Below are 15,025 nucleotides of genomic sequence, written 5' to 3' on the forward strand. Positions count from 1 at the left end.
AGTTCTCCCCCGTGGTCATCAGCTATCCATCGGGCAATGGCCAGGCCCAGGCCGGTGCCCCCCGGGTCCATCTCTCGGGCCCGCTCCGAGCGGTAAAAGCGCTCAAAGAGGCGAGGCCGGTCCGCTGGGTCAATCCCTATGCCGGTATCGGCCACAGCAAAAATAGCCCGGGTTCCTTTGGAGCGCAGGGAGAGGGTGACACTGCCGCCGGCCGGCGTGTAGCGGATGGCATTATCCACGAGGATTAGCACCAGCTGCTTCAACCGGTCGCGGTCCCCCAAGACCCGGAGGGGTCCCAGGCGGGACAGGCTGAGCCTGACATGAGGGGAGTTGGCCAGTAGATGCTGATAGACTTCCAGGATCACCGAGTCCAGCTCAACCTCAGCCGTTTGCAGGCGCGTCCCTGAATCAGCCCGGGCAAGGGAGAGGAGGTCTGCCACCAGACGGGACATCCTTTCCACCTCCGCCCGGGCAGCCCCGAGAATCTCTGCCTGCTCCAGGGGAGGCCTGTCCCTGGCCCGCTCCAGGAGGTCCAGATTGCCCCTGATGACCGTAAGGGGGGCCCTCAGCTCATGGGAGGCATCGGCAACGAACCGTTGCTGCGCCGCCTGGGCTTCCTCCAGGCTCTTCAACATCTCATTGAAGGCTGTGACCATCTGCCCCAGCTCATCAAGGGAGTGCCTGGGCGTCAGTTTCCGGCCAAAGCTTCCGGAAAGGGCGATGGCCCGCGCTGTCTCAATGGTCTCCCGGATAGGCTTCAAAGCCGTCCTGGCTGTGAGCCAGCTCATCAGCCAGGCCACGGCTATGCTGGCCGCTCCCCCAATGATGAGGGCGAGGAGCAGTTGGGAAAGGGTCTGGGCGCGTATCCTTTCACTCCTCGCCACCTGCACATAGCCCCTCGGCTCACCTGAAGCCCGGATCGCGAAGGGGAGGATGCCAACCTGGTAGCTTGTTCCCTCTATCGTGGTCCGGTAGAAGGTCAGGGTGCTCTGGGAGGCCGTTTCCAGGACACTGGGAGGCACAGGTATCTCGTTCAGGCCCAGGCGGGGGGACGGGGCCAGCACATGGCCGTATTCACCAAGGACCTGGACTATCGTCTCCTCGTCTTCAAGCGTCTCAAGAGGGGGCATCGGGAAGGGGAATTGCCTGTAGATGAGGTAGTCCTGGTTCAGCACGGCGACTAGAAGCTGTCCCCTTCCAGAGATGCGGGATTTTACGACGTTCTCAGTGTATCTGGCCATGGTCACGTAAACGTAAATCCCCAGGGCAATCACGACGACGCCGATGATTGCTGAGGATAGGAGGGCCAGGCGAGTCCTCAGGGGAGGACTACTCCTGCCGCAGGACGTAGCCGGAGCCGCGCATGGTGTGGATAAGCCGGCTCCCTCCTGCCGCCTCCAGTTTATTCCTGAGGTAGCGGATATATACCTCAAGCACGTTGGAATCGCCGCCGAAGTCGTAGCCCCAGACCCTTTCCAGGAGCATTTCCTTGGGGAGCACCTGGTGGGGGTGACGCAGAAACAGCTCCAGGAGCCTGTATTCGGTGGTGGTCAGCTTGACTTCCTGTCCCTGGCGAAGGGCCCTTCTGCTCCCGGTATCCAGGAGAAGGTCTCCATACTCCAGTTTCTCTGGCAAGGGGACTTGTCCGCGGCGCAGCAGTGCCCGGACCCGCGCCAGGAGTTCTTCAAAAGCAAAGGGCTTTACCAGGTAGTCGTCAGCCCCCGCGTTGAGACCGACGACCCTGTCAGCTACGCCATCTCTGGCTGTAAGCATCAGGACGGGCACATTCCCTTCTGCCCGAAACCTGCGGCAGACCTCCAGCCCGTCCATGCCCGGCATCATAATGTCCAGGACTACCAGGTCTGGGCTATGTTCACGGGCCAACTGCAGGCCCTCCTGTCCGCCGTGGGCTGTGTCCACAGTGTAACCCTCATACCCCAGCCCCCGCCGTAACATCACGGTTACCTTGGGGTCGTCATCAATAACCAGAATGCGTGCGGGCACCTTTAACCTCCGCCACTCTCCTCTTCTTCGCTGTTATTATAACACCTGAAGAGCGGATAGAGCATCTTCCCCGGCCCCCTCTTTAGTTGAAGGCTATGTCCCGCCCGAGATTACATCAGGTTGCTGTTTGCACCGCGCTGTTCAAGAATAGCGCTCGGAGGAAGGGGAGACAAAGGGCTGGAGGGTGGTGCAAGGGCAGGCAAGCTATCCCTATCTTGCCTGCCCTGCGAGAGAAAGAAGGACTGGCGCGCTAGTTCCGGGCTTTCCCGATATTCTATTTCCTGTCGCTAGCGGAAGATGTCGATCTTGACGGTGGCCGTGCCACCTGTCACCGCCACGTTGCGCTGCCAGACGTTGAGAGTGTAGTTCCCATCAAATTTGGCCAGGAACGAGAGTTTCCTTGTTTCACCATCATCAACGCCTGTGCCCATCATGGCCACTCTGTCCTCGGGGGCGGCATTCACGCCGAGGGGGGGGGCATCCACGTCTACACCGATGGCTGTTCCCCCTTCAAAGGCCACCGTCAAGACCACTAAATCTCCTGTCTTGAGGGCAAGAGTCTCACTGGTGCTTCGGAAGGTGATAGCGTAGGTCTTGGTAACAGAGGAGATAGGACTAGCACCAGGGCGAGGAGTAGGCATGGGAGGGGTGGGGGGAGGGACATAAGGGGCAATGGTAGGAGCAGGGGTAGCCGTAGTAGCAGGGGCAGCCACAGGAGCCAGACAGGCAAGAAGTCCCACCCCTAAGGTGGCAACCAGACACACCAGAACAGTTAGCCCAAGAATCGGCCGATTTCTCATATTTCCTCCCTTTCTACGGTTGTTGATGGGGTTTAGATACCCTAGCTACGCTGAAAGTCAACACCCTACAACGGACAGAGTATCAAAGATGGAAGGCAAGCACATCACCTGTTAGGATAGAGTTAATGCGACAAGTGGTGTAATCTTTCTCAGGATATTGTCAGGATGAGTTACCCAGGAGCGATGCTCCGATGTGGAACAAGAGGTATTTGGAAGTTATCCCTTTGGTTGAACTAAATGAGTATGGACTACGAGCTGTCTTCGGACTTGACGTCCTTCACCAAGCGTTGCTGCATGGCGTAGGCGGCAGCCTGCTGCCGGTTCCGCAGATTGAGTTTATTCAGGATATTGCGCACGTGGACCTTGGCTGTATGTTGCGAGACCGTGAGCCACTCAGCGATTTCGCGGTTCGTCGCACCTCTGCATATCAGTACCAGCACTTCTCGCTCCCGATTGCTCAACCTGTCTAGAGGCTTCGGCTCGGCCGTGGCTAGCCCTTGTTGCATACCGTCCATCATGTCTCTAGAGATAACAACATCTCCCTTGGTGAGCATACGCAGAGACTCCACAAACTCTCCGGTCGAAAGATTCACGGAGAGATAGCCTTTGACTCTTTCTCTGATGGCTAGCGTGAGAAGCTCGGACGGCTGTGGCCGGGTAAGGACTACCACAATAGCATTCGGAACATACTCAGTAAGTCCACGCACAGCGGCCACACGGTCTTCCGAAACCTCCCAGTCTAGCACTACGATGTGGGGTTTGTGCTGCTCAACCAACCGTCGAAGGGTGAGCTCATCCCCTGTCTGCCCCACGACAAGAAAGCCAGCTTGCTCCAAAGCCGAAGCAAGCAACTCCCGGATGAGCATATTGGGATGCGCCAAAACCACAGAGTTATCGTTATGCAAAGAATCAGAGTCTTTTTGCCCCATGGAAATAATCATACCACATATGCCGTGTGGGACGCATTGTTGGCCCGGAGTATAGATTATGTCAAGAGCGGCTAACCCGCTGTCACTTGATGGCGGTGTGGATGGCGATAGCGCCCCTGAGCAAGCGACGGAAGGTGACACTCTGGAAGCCTGTCTTCAGGAGCATCCGGGAGACTTCCTCCGCAGGGAAGAAGCCCAGGGCGGACCCGGCCAGGTAGCGGTAGGCCCCCCGGTTGCCTGAGATGAGGCCCCCCAGACTGGGCACCAGGTAGCGAAGGTAGCTGTGAAAGGCCCATCTGACCAGCGCCCCTGGAGGCTGGCTGGTCTCCACCATCACCCACCGCCCGCCGGGCCGGAGGGCTTTATGCGCCTGGGATAGATACTGGCCCGCCCCCGGGTTCCTGTAGGTGAGGTTGCGGAGGGTGAAAGAGGAGCCGATGGCATCCAGCCAGCCGGGGCAGAGGGGGAGGTGGGCGGCGTCTGCCCGGATAAAGGCGATTTCCACCTTTGCCCGGCGGGCCTTGGCCCGGGCGGCCTCCAGCATGGGGAGAGAGAAGTCCAGTGCCAGGACCCTGGTCCCCGGCCCCCCGAGGCGGGCGAGCTGAAGGGCCAGGTCCCCCGTCCCGCAGCCCAGGTCCAGGGCCCACCGGGGCCGGTCTTTCAGGCACTCTACCACGGCTTTCCTGCGCCAGCCCTGGTCCTGGCCCCAGGTAAGGAGGCGGTTCAGAAGGTCGTAGCGTCGGGGCAGGGAGGAGAACATTTTGTGGAGAAGGCCCGAAGGGGGCAACGAGCTAGCCCTGCTCCAGGAAACGAGATATCTCGCTGAAGGAGAAGACGGGGCCGTCCTGGCAGACGTACTTCTCACCGATGTTGCACCGGGCGCACTTGCCCATGCCGCACTTCATCTTGGACTCCAGGGTGGTAACTATCTGCATGGGGGCGAAGTTCAGGGCCTTGAGCTCCGCCAGGACAAAGCGGATCATGATGGGGGGTCCGCAGGTGATAGTTATAGTGTTCTCGGGAGAGGGCTTTAGCTCCTTTATCACGGTGGGGACGAGGGCTACCCTCCCCTGCCAGCCCCCGTTCCCCCGGTCAACGGTGAGCTCCACCCTGGTGCGGGGGGCCTCCGCCCAGGAGGGGAACTCGTGGGCAAAGACCAGGTCGGCGGGGGTGCGGGCGCCGTAGATGACCAGTAGCTCCCCATACTCCTCCCGGTGGTTCAGGACGGCCTGGATGACGGGGCGGAGCGGGGCCAGGCCAATGCCGCCGCCGATGATGATGATGTTCTTCCCCCGGTACTCATCCATGGGGAAGGCATTGCCGAAGGGCCCTCTTATACCCACCGCCTCCTCCGGCTCCAGCTCATGAAGGGCCGAGCTCACCGTCCCCACCCGGCGGATGGCAAACTCCAGCACCCCATCGGGGGAGGGGTAGCTGGCGAAGGTGAAGGGGGACTCCCCCATACCAAAAGCCGATACAAAGGCGAACTGCCCCGGCCTGTGGCGGAAGTTCTCTCTTGCCCGCGGGTCCTCTATCTCCACCCGGAAGAGCTTCACATCGGGGGTGAGGTCCTGGACCGCCAGGATGCGGGCAGGGAGGGGGAGGAAGGGACTATCAGGTAGCACGGGCAACCTTGGCTTCTATTTTCTGCATATCAGAGACTATCTCCCGGATGTCTATGTTCACGGGACAGGCTCGCACGCAGCGGCCGCAGCCAGTGCACTTCACCTGGCCCTTGAACTGGGTGGGATAGTAGAGGAACTTGTGGTAGAAGCGCTGGCGGAGCCTGGCCCCCGTGGAGGGGCGGGGGTCATAGCCGCCTGCCAGGCGGGCAAAGCCGGAGGCCTGACAGCTTTCCCAGCTCCTTACCCTCTCCACCATGCCCTTCAGCGGATAGTCCCGGATATCAAAACAGTAGCAGCAGGGGCAGACATAGGCACAGAGGTTGCAGTGGATGCACCTATCTGCCAGGCGCTCCCAGTAGCCATCGTTGAAGATTCTCTTGGCCACATCAGTGATGCCGGCAACGGGGACGGGGGTGGTGGCTGGGGGTGGGGGGTTGTCTATCTCCAGCTCCTCCATATTGAAGCCGGTGAAGAGGGCGGCCCCCCGGGCGGTCCGCACCTGGAGGATGTAGCCCTGAGGGGTGGGGATGAGCAGGACATCCAGGTGGGAGACATCCTGTGGTCCGGAGCCCGCGCTCTCGCAGAAGCACTCCGGCCGGGCCCGGGCGCAGGCCAGGCCCACCAGAATGGTCGCATCCCGCCGCCTCTGATAATGGGGGTCGCCGGGCTGGGAGAGGAAAGCGGCATCCATGAGGGATATGCCGTGGGCATCGCAGGGGTGCAGGCCAAAGAGGACCTGTTTTTTGACCTCAGGCAGGGGCCGGGCCTCCCAGCGCCCGTTCTTGCGCTCAAAGATGAAGAGGGTCTCCGAGGGCGGGAAAATGACATCCTTGGGGGAAAGGGTGGAGACATCATAGCTCAATACTATTTCCTCCACCCTCTTCACCGGCTGGAAGAGGACGGTGTCCCAGGCCTGGACGGGGGCGATAACGGTGTACTCCTGGATGAGCCTCTTCAGCCAGAGGAGGAGGTTGTCCCGGGAGAGGAAGGGCTTCATATCCCCAGGTCCTCATCGGGCTTGAAGGTGGCGAGGGGGGGAGGGGTCTCGGGGGAGAGGCCCGGCTGGAAGCTGAACTTGCTCTCCACCTCCCTCAGGAGGTGGCGGTTGAGGAGCATCATGGGTATTTTCACCGGGCATACCCGCTGGCACTCCCCGCACTCAATACACCGGCCCATGAGGTGGAAGGCGCGGACGGTGTTCCACTGGTGGTTCTCCTGGGGGGCTATCCTTATCCCCACCCATTGGGGGTCCAGCTGGTCAACAAAGCACTGCTGGCAGTAGCAACCGGGGCACGCCTGCCGGCAGGCGTAGCAGCGGATACAGCGGTTGAAGTGCTCCTGCCAGAAGGCCTCCCTCTCCTGGTGAGTCCTGGCATCTATCTCTGCCAGGTCCTCATAGCTTCGGACGGCCTCCTCAGCCACCGGTTCCCCCACAAGGAAGTCGTAGACGACGGGGTTGTGCTGGGGGCAGAGCAGGCACTTGGCCTGGAGCTTCTCCCCCATATAGCCAAAGGAGACCTCCCGCATCCCGGCGCAGGTCACCCCTATGATATAGACCCTCTCCCGCTTTATCTGCTTCTCCAGGAGGAGCAGGTTGATGGCCCTGGTATCACAGGGCTTGGCCACAATGGCCGTGTTCTTGTTCCTCTTGTCCACCAGGAACTTAGCCAGGCTGTTGACGCAGGTCTGGTCGTAAATTAACCTGTCGGCCTCCTCCGGGGTATAGGCGAAGAAGGGGCGGGAGGTGAGGCCATCACTGGCCCTCTCCCAGCCGATGACGCACTCCAGCTGCCGGGTGCTGAGGAGTTCTCGGGCCTTCTGCCGGACTAGCTCTTCCATCTACGCCAGCTGGATATCGGGGCTATTGCCCGCCTCTTTCAGGAAGTGGAGATATATCCTGGTCCTGAGCTCGTTTCTGGTCCTGACCGGGGTGACAAACTTCCCCTTTATCCAGATGCGCTGGGGCTCAATATGCACCAGCACCCTGGGGCCGTTCATCGCCTCCTTCATAAAGTCCGGATAGCCATTGCGGAAGGCCAGCCGGGCCTGGGCCAGGATTTCCCCGTCCTCGGCCTTCAAAATCTCCTCCAGGAGGGCGGAGGCCTTCTCCACATCGCTCTTGGTGGTGAGGGGGATGCGTATCTCGTCAAAGATATAGTCGGAGTGGATCTGGCCGTGGCGGGCGGAATAGTCCTTAGAGTAGTTAAGCACCGGCTGGTCCAGGACCAGGAGGTTGGGGATATGGAGGAGCCGGCCGGTGAGCTCCCCGCCCATCTTCTCATCCTCCCCCACCTCCTCCAGGGTGAAGTGGAAGAGGCCCGCATTCTTCACATCCCCCTTGATATTGCCCATCCGTATCCGGTCCCCGACCTCAAAGAGGCGGGAGACACGGATGAGGAAGAAGCCGAAGAAGCTGGCAATATACTTCTGGAGGGCCAGGGCCATGCTCACCGCCACCACCGTGACATAGATAGCGGTGTTGGGGGAGGAGAGGAGCCACGCCACTAGGACACCCCCCAGGACAAGGAGGAGGATGGCGATGATAGAGGTAGCTCTCATCCCGCCCCCCTCAGTTGGAGGAGCTGGTCCCGAAAATCGGCCACCACCTGGGCGAAGCGCTGGCCCTCGGTGGCGGAGACCCACTCCAGCCTGAGCCTTTCCTTCTCTATCCCCAGGAAGTCCAGCAGGGAGCGGAGGACGGCGAAGCGGCGCCGTGTGAAGTAGTTCCCCTGGACATAGTGGCAGTCCCCCGGGTGGCAGCCGGAGATGAGCACCCCGTCCGCCCCCATGGCAAAGGCCTTGGCCACCAGGATGGGGTCCACCCGGCCCGAGCAGGGGACCCGGATGATGCGGATGCTGGCGGGGTAGCATATCCGGCTGGTGCCCGCCATGTCCGCCCCGGCATAGCTACACCAGTTGCAAAGAAAGCCCACGATGCGGGGCTCCTGGCTAAGGGGAGATTTCTGGCTCATGAGAGTAGAGCGATGACCTCCGAGAGGAGCTGCTGATGGGTGGCCCCCCTGAGATTCACCGCCGTGGGGCGGCAGGCGGCCACGCAGAGGCCACACCCCTTGCACAGCCCCTCGTTTACCTGGGCGATAAGCTTCCCATCCCGGGTCTCCTGGGGCGTGATGGCGGAGAAGGGGCAGACCTGCTGGCAGAGCATACAGCCGATGCACCTGGCGGCGTCCACCACCGCTGTCGTGGGCTCGGTGACAAGGGTATCCCGGCTGAGGAGGCCGATGGCCTTGGCCGCCGCCGCGGAGCCCATGGCCACCGCATCGGGGATATCCACAGGGGCCACGCAGGCCCCGGCCAGGAAGACGCCATCGGTATGGGTCTCCACCGGGCGCAGCTTGGGGTGGGCCATGACATAGAAGCGGTCCCGGTCGTAGCTGATGCCCAGCATCTGGGCCGTCTCCATGGCGCCAGTGGCGGGCTCTACGGCGGTGGCCAGCACCACCAGGTCAGCCTCTATCTCCACCGGCCGGCCCATGAGGGAGTCCTCCCCCTGGACCACCAGCTTCTTCCCCCGGGGATAGACCTTGGCTATCCTCCCCCGGAGGTATGTGGCCCCCGCCTGCTCCTGGGCGCGGCGGGAGAACTCCTCGTAGCCCTTGCCCGTGGCCCGGATATCTATGTAGAAGATGTAGTTCTGGACATCGTGGTCATGCTCGTGGAGCATGATGGCGTGCTTGGCCATGTACATACAGCATATCTTGGAGCAGTAGGCCTTGCCCCTCAACTCGTCCCGGGAGCCCACACAGCTTATATGGACGACCGTCTTGGGGTGGGTGCCGTCGGAGGGGCGGAGGAGCTGGCCCCCGGTGGGACCGCTGGCGTTCATCATCCTCTCCAGCTGGAGCCCGGTGATAACATCGGGATAGACCCCCCAGCCATACTCCCCATAGACGGTGGCGTCAAAGGTCTTGTACCCCGTGGCGGCCACGATAGCGCCGAACTTCTCCGTGATGACCTGGTCCTCCTGGGCCCAGTCTATGGCCTGTGGCGGACAGAGCTTCTCACAGATGCGGCACTGGGGGGGCTTCTTGCCCTGGGGGTCCTTCTCCCACTCCAGGTACTTGATGTAGCGGCAGTTGACCTGGTCAATGACAGGCTTGCTGGGCACCGCCTGGGGGAAGGGGATATAGATGGCGGAACGCTTCCCCAGGCCCATATCAAACTCTGCGGTCACCTTCTCCGGGCACTTCTGCCAACAGATGGCGCAGCTTGTGCACTTGTTGAAGTCCACCTTGGCGGCCCTTCTCCTTATCTGGACCTCAAAGTTGCCCACAAACCCTTTCACCTTCTCCACCTGGGAGTAGGTCATGAGCCGGACCTTGGGGTTCTGGGACACCTCCACCATCTTGGGGGTGAGGATACAGGCGGAGCAGTCCAGGGTGGGGAAGGTCTTGTCCAGCTGGGCCATCCTGCCGCCGATGGTTGGCTCCCTCTCCACCAGCACCACCTCGTGGCCTGCGCCGGCGATATCCAGGGCCGCCTGGATGCCGGCTATCCCCCCGCCGATGACCAGAGCCCTCTTGGTCATGCCCACTGGCTTGGGGAAGAGGGCCTCGTTCCTTGCCGCCTTGGCAACAGCCATGGCCACCAGCTCAATGGCCTTCTCGGTGGATACCGGCCGGTCCCCACCATGGACCCAGGCGCAGTGCTCCCGGATGTTGGCTATCTCCAGGAGATAGGGGTTGAGGCCCGCCTCCACCATGGCCCGGCGGAAGGTGAGCTCATGCATCCGGGGGGAGCAGGCCCCGATGACCACCCGGTTGAGGCGGTGCTTCTTGATGGCCTCCCTTACCGAGGCCTGGCCTGGCTCGCTACAGGTATACTGGTTGTCGTCCACATGGACCACCCCCGGCATCACCCTGGCCGCCTCCATTACCCGGGGGATGTCCACCGGCTCAGCGATGTTCCGCCCGCAGTGGCAGATAAAGACTCCTATCCTGGCCATATTCCTTTCCCTTTCAGCACCGGCAGGGGGCTGATGAAGTGCCTTTTCAGCATGAGGTCGCTGGGGGGAAGGCCAAGGGCCAGGCCCACCGCCTGGGTGAGGTAGAGGACGGGGAGGGGATGTTCAGTCCCCCTCTGGGCCAGGTCCAGGTTGAAATGGCACATGGGACAGCCCACCACCAGGGCCTCGGCCCCTGCCTCCTGGGCCTGGAACACGATACGGCGGGAGAGCCGGAGGAGCAGGTCCTTCTTGGCCAGGAACATGGAGGCCCCACAGCATTCGTTCTTGAAGGGCCAGGGGACGGGCTGGGCCCCCAGCCGGGCCATAATGCGGTCCATCCCCTGGGGGTTCTCCAGGTCCTCCCCAGGGACCACCCCCTGGGGGCGGGCCAGGAGACAGCCATAGTAGCAGGCCACCTTCAACCCCCCCAGCGGCCTCTTCACCGGTATCTCCTCTTCCCTCAGCGCCTCCATGGGATGGAGGACGGCAGGCATCTTCCCCAGGGGCTTGCCCAGGGCTTTTCCCACCTCCTCCTTTTTGCCCGGCCTTTCCAGCTCAAGGAGAGTGAGCTTGAGGCGGGAGTAGCACATGGCGCAGGGGACCAGCACGGGCCTCTCCATCTCCGAGGCCGCCTGAAGCTCATGGGCGGGGAGGACGAGGGCCAGGAGGTGGTCGGTGGAGTGGGCGGAGGATGCCCCACAGCAGACCCAGCCCTCTATCTCCTTCACATCCATCCCCAGCGCGGAGAAGACCGCCCTGGTGGAGACATCGTATTCGCGGGCGGTGGCGTGGAGGGAGCAGCCGGGGTAATAGGCGAAGGCCTTAGCCACCGGCCTTCCTCGCCTTCTCAAAGAGGGGACCGCTCCCCGCCGCCCTCTCCGGGATGAAAGGCACCTTCCCCCGGCGGAGCATAGCGCCGAACTCCCTCAGGTTGGTCCAGGGCCTGAGGGTCAGGAGGCCGTAGGCCCCGCCCAGGCCCAGCTCATAGGCCCTGCCCAGGGCCTCTATCTCGGCCAGGAAAAGGCGGTGGAAGAGGGCAATCTCCCTGTCCGCCGGCCTTACCCCTTCTTTGATTGCCCGGTGTCTAAGGGTCTCAATAACCCGGGCCACGTCTATCTTCATCGGGCAGCGGGAGGAGCAGGTCATGCAGAAGAGGCAGAGCCAGAGGGTGTTGCTCCCCAGGGCCTCTTCCCTCAGGCCGAGCTGCACCGCCCTCATGAGGCGGCGGGGCCCCAGGTCCATAATAGCAAACACAGGGCAACTACCGCTGCACTTGCCACACTGGATACATGAAGAAACCCTCTCACCGCTTTCGGTCTCCAACTCCCGCCGGAAATCGGGAGAGGGGATAATGACCAGGCTCTTCATATTAACCTTTGATATTCTATCATGCCCTGCCCCGATTTTCAAACCTGATATAATGGCGGTGAATTGGAGGCCAGCTTGGCCCGGTTACTGGTCCTGGCGGAAGCCAAAGAGGCGGAGAGGATGGGGGCCCTCCTTACCCCCCAGGGGCACCTGTTGACCTTCGCCTCTTCTCCTGCTGAGGCGGCGGAGAAGGCAAAACAGCGGCCCCCCGACCTCCTTATTGTGGACCTGGGCCAGGTAGGGCCGGGGTGGCTGGAGAAGGTAAGGCAGGGGCGGAAATTCCCCGTTTTGGCCCTGGTGGCCCGGGAGAAGCTTGGGGCCTTCCCTCCAGGGGTGGACGAGTTCGTGCTATCACCCTGGGCCGAGGGGGAGCTGTTGCTCCGCCTGGAACGCCAGCTGGGCCCTGCCCCCAGCCCCGATGTCATCCGTTTCGGGGACCTGAGTATGGACCTGGCCCGCTATGAGGTAACCCTGGCGGGAAAGCGTGTGGAGCTTACCTTCAAGGAATACCAGCTTCTGAAGTTCCTGGCCAGCCACCCCGGGAGGGTCTTCACCCGGGAGGCTCTCCTCACCCAGCTCTGGGACTATGACTACTTCGGCGGGGAGAGGACGGTGGATGTCCACATCCGCCGCCTGAGGAGCAAGATAGAAGACCAGGCCCACACCTTTATCGAGACGGTAAGAGGGGTGGGCTACCGCTTCCAGCCGGGAAGACAACTGTAACTCAAGATTAACCCACCCTTAACACAACGGTAACATTCCCCCTGTATTCTGATTCTTAAAATCTTCCTCTTGGAGGCTTTGATGCCAGAGGTGAATTCGGGGGATACTGCCTGGGTCCTGGCCTCGGCGGCCCTGGTGCTCCTGATGACCCCGGGGCTGGCCCTCTTCTATGGGGGGATGGTGAGGAAGAAGAATGTGGTGGGCACCCTCATGCAGAGCTTCATCGTCATTGCCCTTATCAGCGTCCAGTGGGTGCTCTGGGGCTACAGCCTGGCCTTTGGCCCGGGGAGGGCTGGTCTTATCGGGGGGCTGTCGTGGGTGGGGCTCGGGGGGGTGGGGTTGGAGCCCAATCCCGCTTATGCCCCCACCATCCCTCACCAGGCCTTCATGGTCTTCCAGGCCATGTTCGCTGTCATCACCCCCGCCCTGATTACCGGGGCCTTTGCCGAGAGGATGAAGTTCAAGAGCTTCCTGGTCTTCATCCTCCTCTGGGCCACCCTGGTCTATGACCCCGTAGCCTTCTGGGTATGGAACCCGGAGGGCTGGCTGCGCAAGCTGGGGGCCCTGGACTTCGCCGGGGGGACGGTGGTCCATATCAGCTCCGGGGTCTCCGCCCTGGCAGCAGCGGTGGTGCTGGGGAGGAGGTTGGGCTATGGCCGGGAGCCTATGGAAGCACACAATATCAGCATGTCAGTGCTGGGGGCCGGCCGTCTCTGGCTTGGCTGGTTTGGCTTCAACGCCGGCAGCGCCCTGGGGGCAGGGGCACTGGCCACCAGCGCCTTTGTGGTCACCAATACCGCCGCCGCCGCCGCCACCCTGGCCTGGCTCTTCACCAGCTGGGCCATGACGGGCAAGGCCAGCCTCCTGGGGGCGGCATCGGGGGCGGTGGTGGGGCTGGTGGCTATCACCCCGGCCTCGGGCTATGTGGGCCCCCTGGCGGCCATCGCTATCGGCGCGGGGGCGGGGGTCCTGTGCTACCTGGCGGTCCGCTTGAGGAACCGGCGCAATGTGGATGATTCTCTGGATGTCTGGGCCTGCCACGGCATCGGCGGCACCTGGGGGGCCCTGGCCACCGGGCTCTTTGCCACCACCGCCATCAACTCAGCGGGGGCCAACGGCCTCTTCTATGGCAACCCCGGGCAGCTAGGTATCCAGGCCCTGGCGGTGGCCATCGTCTGGGCCTACGCCTTCGTCATGACCTGGGTCATCCTCAAGGTCCTGGACACCATCATGGGGGTGAGGGTGAGCCCGGTGGAGGAGCTGATAGGGCTGGACCTCTCACAGCACAGTGAGGCAGGCTACCGGCTGTAGGAGAGAGATGAAAAAGATAGAGGCCATCATCCGCAGCGAGAAGTTCGGCGAGGTGAAAAGCGCCCTGGAGAGGGCGGGGGTTATTGGCATGAACATGGTGGAGGTGCAGGGGCGGGGGAGGCAGAAGGGCCTCGTCCGCATGTGGCGGGGCGTCGCCCAGGGGGTGGACCTGCTCCCAAAGATGAAAGTGGAGTTGGTGGTGAATGATGAGGAGGTGGAGAAGGTGGTCCAGGCCATCCTCAAGGCCGCCTGGACAGGGAACATTGGCGACGGGAAAATCTTCGTCCTCCCGGTGGAAGAGGTTATCCGGGTGAGGACGGGTGAAAGGGGGAAAGATGCCATTTGAACTCAGGCTGAGGAGAAACCTGGACTATCACGAAGGTACCCCGGAACCCAAGTATTTCTTTGTCTTTGAGCTGGAACTGGGGGAGGTCATTGGCCGGCCCGTCTCCAGCCGCCTTCCGGTCTTCTGGCGGCCCAATGATACCCCCCATCCCCTTCTCAAGGAAATATACTGGGTGGATGTAGCCGGGGTGAGGGTGGAGAAAGGTAACCTGGCCGCCCTGGAAAAGGCTGTTCCCCAGGCGGTGCAGGGGCTTCTGGACTTCGGCACCATCCCCTACTATTATATCTCACTCCCCGGGGGGGAACGCCTGCCTGTTTTCCTCAAGGAGGGAAAGCTGCGCCTCCGCGAGCCCTCCCTTGAAGGGCAGGACATCGGCCAGCTCTGGCACCGCCTCGGAGACCGCCTCCTCCAGCAGAAAAAGGTCCGGGCCAAAGAGGAGGTGGAGGTGAGCCTCCTCCTGTGGAAGGAGCTGAAGGTCTTCACCACGGCCTTCGTCTTTGTTGATGGCGGGGCCTTTGTCCCCCTCTTCTGGCACGGCAAGGAGGAGCTGAACTATGACATCATCGGGCAGCCCCCACGCTTTCTCTCCCTGGAGAGGGCCTTTCAGCTACGCCGGGAGGTGGCGCAGGACCTGGTGGCAAAGCACCAGCTCTCTTCTATCTATGAGCTAAAGATGGAGCAGGTGCCGGACGAGGTGTGGGAGGTGCTCAGGAAGAAGGCCCGGCCCACCGACCGGGTCCTGAGCTACGAGGACGAGGGGGGCCGGAAGGAGATACCCATCTATGAGGTAGAAGGGGAGGTCTTTGCTGCCCGCAGGATGAGCCGCCTGGGCGTCCTCTTCGCTCCTAATATAGATGAGCTGGCCCAGCGGGTCAGCGCCGACCTGGCCCGCCGGGGCAACATCCCCAGCGCCTCCCTCCTTAGCGTGGACAGGTCTAAGAAGTAAAGGAGAA

At 62.1% G+C, this 15,025-nt stretch carries 17 protein-coding genes; 4 read left to right on the plus strand and 13 right to left on the minus strand.

The features are described from left to right. The 13 genes from KJ624_00225 to KJ624_00285 form a co-directional block, all read right to left on the minus strand. The coding region (locus tag KJ624_00225) for a HAMP domain-containing histidine kinase (GenBank protein MBU2008267.1) at positions 1-1,241 on the minus strand (1,241 nt) is incomplete at its 3' end. An 88-nt stretch (positions 1,242-1,329) separates the two neighbouring features. Then, positions 1,330-2,004 (minus strand): response regulator transcription factor, encoded by a 675-nt coding sequence (locus tag KJ624_00230; GenBank protein ID MBU2008268.1) that lies wholly within the window; start codon positions 2,002-2,004, stop codon positions 1,330-1,332. A gap of 287 nt (positions 2,005-2,291) precedes the next feature. Then, positions 2,292-2,768 (minus strand): hypothetical protein, encoded by a 477-nt coding sequence (locus KJ624_00235; GenBank protein MBU2008269.1) that lies wholly within the window; start codon positions 2,766-2,768, stop codon positions 2,292-2,294. A gap of 284 nt (positions 2,769-3,052) precedes the next feature. Beyond that, a complete protein-coding gene (locus KJ624_00240) occupies positions 3,053-3,670 on the minus strand; it encodes a response regulator transcription factor (protein MBU2008270.1) in 618 nt (205 codons plus the stop codon). Between the two features lie 145 nt (positions 3,671-3,815). After that, positions 3,816-4,520: a ubiquinone/menaquinone biosynthesis methyltransferase gene (locus tag KJ624_00245; protein MBU2008271.1), complete on the minus strand. Its 705-nt coding sequence runs from the start codon at positions 4,518-4,520 to the stop codon at positions 3,816-3,818. Between the two features lie 4 nt (positions 4,521-4,524). Further along, the gene (locus KJ624_00250) at positions 4,525-5,358 is read right to left on the minus strand and encodes an FAD/NAD(P)-binding protein (protein MBU2008272.1); all 834 of its coding nucleotides are present in this window, start codon (positions 5,356-5,358) and stop codon (positions 4,525-4,527) included. After that, positions 5,348-6,355 (minus strand): 4Fe-4S dicluster domain-containing protein, encoded by a 1,008-nt coding sequence (locus KJ624_00255; protein MBU2008273.1) that lies wholly within the window; start codon positions 6,353-6,355, stop codon positions 5,348-5,350. Before KJ624_00255 ends, KJ624_00250 begins: the two co-directional genes overlap by 11 nt. Beyond that, on the minus strand, positions 6,352-7,197 hold the full coding sequence (locus KJ624_00260; GenBank protein ID MBU2008274.1) for a 4Fe-4S dicluster domain-containing protein: 846 nt from the start codon (positions 7,195-7,197) through the stop codon (positions 6,352-6,354). Before KJ624_00260 ends, KJ624_00255 begins: the two co-directional genes overlap by 4 nt. Further along, the gene (locus KJ624_00265) at positions 7,198-7,917 is read right to left on the minus strand and encodes a mechanosensitive ion channel family protein (GenBank protein MBU2008275.1); all 720 of its coding nucleotides are present in this window, start codon (positions 7,915-7,917) and stop codon (positions 7,198-7,200) included. Beyond that, positions 7,914-8,330: a hydrogenase iron-sulfur subunit gene (locus KJ624_00270; GenBank protein MBU2008276.1), complete on the minus strand. Its 417-nt coding sequence runs from the start codon at positions 8,328-8,330 to the stop codon at positions 7,914-7,916. The genes KJ624_00265 and KJ624_00270 overlap by 4 nt, the downstream gene beginning before the upstream one ends. Next, positions 8,327-10,324 carry a CoB--CoM heterodisulfide reductase iron-sulfur subunit A family protein gene (locus KJ624_00275; GenBank protein MBU2008277.1) on the minus strand — a complete coding sequence of 666 codons (1,998 nt, stop codon included), beginning with the start codon at positions 10,322-10,324 and terminating at the stop codon, positions 8,327-8,329. Before KJ624_00275 ends, KJ624_00270 begins: the two co-directional genes overlap by 4 nt. Beyond that, positions 10,312-11,154 (minus strand): CoB--CoM heterodisulfide reductase iron-sulfur subunit B family protein, encoded by an 843-nt coding sequence (locus KJ624_00280; GenBank protein MBU2008278.1) that lies wholly within the window; start codon positions 11,152-11,154, stop codon positions 10,312-10,314. The genes KJ624_00275 and KJ624_00280 overlap by 13 nt, the downstream gene beginning before the upstream one ends. After that, complete coding sequence (locus KJ624_00285; protein MBU2008279.1) at positions 11,147-11,692, minus strand: 4Fe-4S dicluster domain-containing protein; 546 nt, start codon at positions 11,690-11,692, stop codon at positions 11,147-11,149. The genes KJ624_00280 and KJ624_00285 overlap by 8 nt, the downstream gene beginning before the upstream one ends. 120 nt (positions 11,693-11,812) lie before the next feature. Here KJ624_00285 and KJ624_00290 point away from each other — a divergent pair, with 120 nt between their 5' ends. The 4 genes from KJ624_00290 (at position 11,813) to KJ624_00305 (ending at position 15,018) form a co-directional block, all read left to right on the plus strand. After that, positions 11,813-12,415: a response regulator transcription factor gene (locus KJ624_00290; GenBank protein MBU2008280.1), complete on the plus strand. Its 603-nt coding sequence runs from the start codon at positions 11,813-11,815 to the stop codon at positions 12,413-12,415. 90 nt (positions 12,416-12,505) lie between these two features. Further along, positions 12,506-13,726, plus strand: coding sequence for an ammonium transporter (locus KJ624_00295; GenBank protein ID MBU2008281.1), 1,221 nt, complete (start codon positions 12,506-12,508; stop codon positions 13,724-13,726). A gap of 7 nt (positions 13,727-13,733) precedes the next feature. Beyond that, the gene (locus KJ624_00300; protein ID MBU2008282.1) at positions 13,734-14,072 is read left to right on the plus strand and encodes a P-II family nitrogen regulator; all 339 of its coding nucleotides are present in this window, start codon (positions 13,734-13,736) and stop codon (positions 14,070-14,072) included. Then, complete coding sequence (locus KJ624_00305) at positions 14,062-15,018, plus strand: hypothetical protein (protein ID MBU2008283.1); 957 nt, start codon at positions 14,062-14,064, stop codon at positions 15,016-15,018. Before KJ624_00300 ends, KJ624_00305 begins: the two co-directional genes overlap by 11 nt. The last annotated feature ends 7 nt before the right edge of the window (positions 15,019-15,025 follow it).

The sequence above is a fragment of the Chloroflexota bacterium genome (assembly GCA_018825785.1).
Lineage (GTDB): Bacteria > Chloroflexota > Dehalococcoidia > JACVQG01 > JAHKAY01 > JAHKAY01.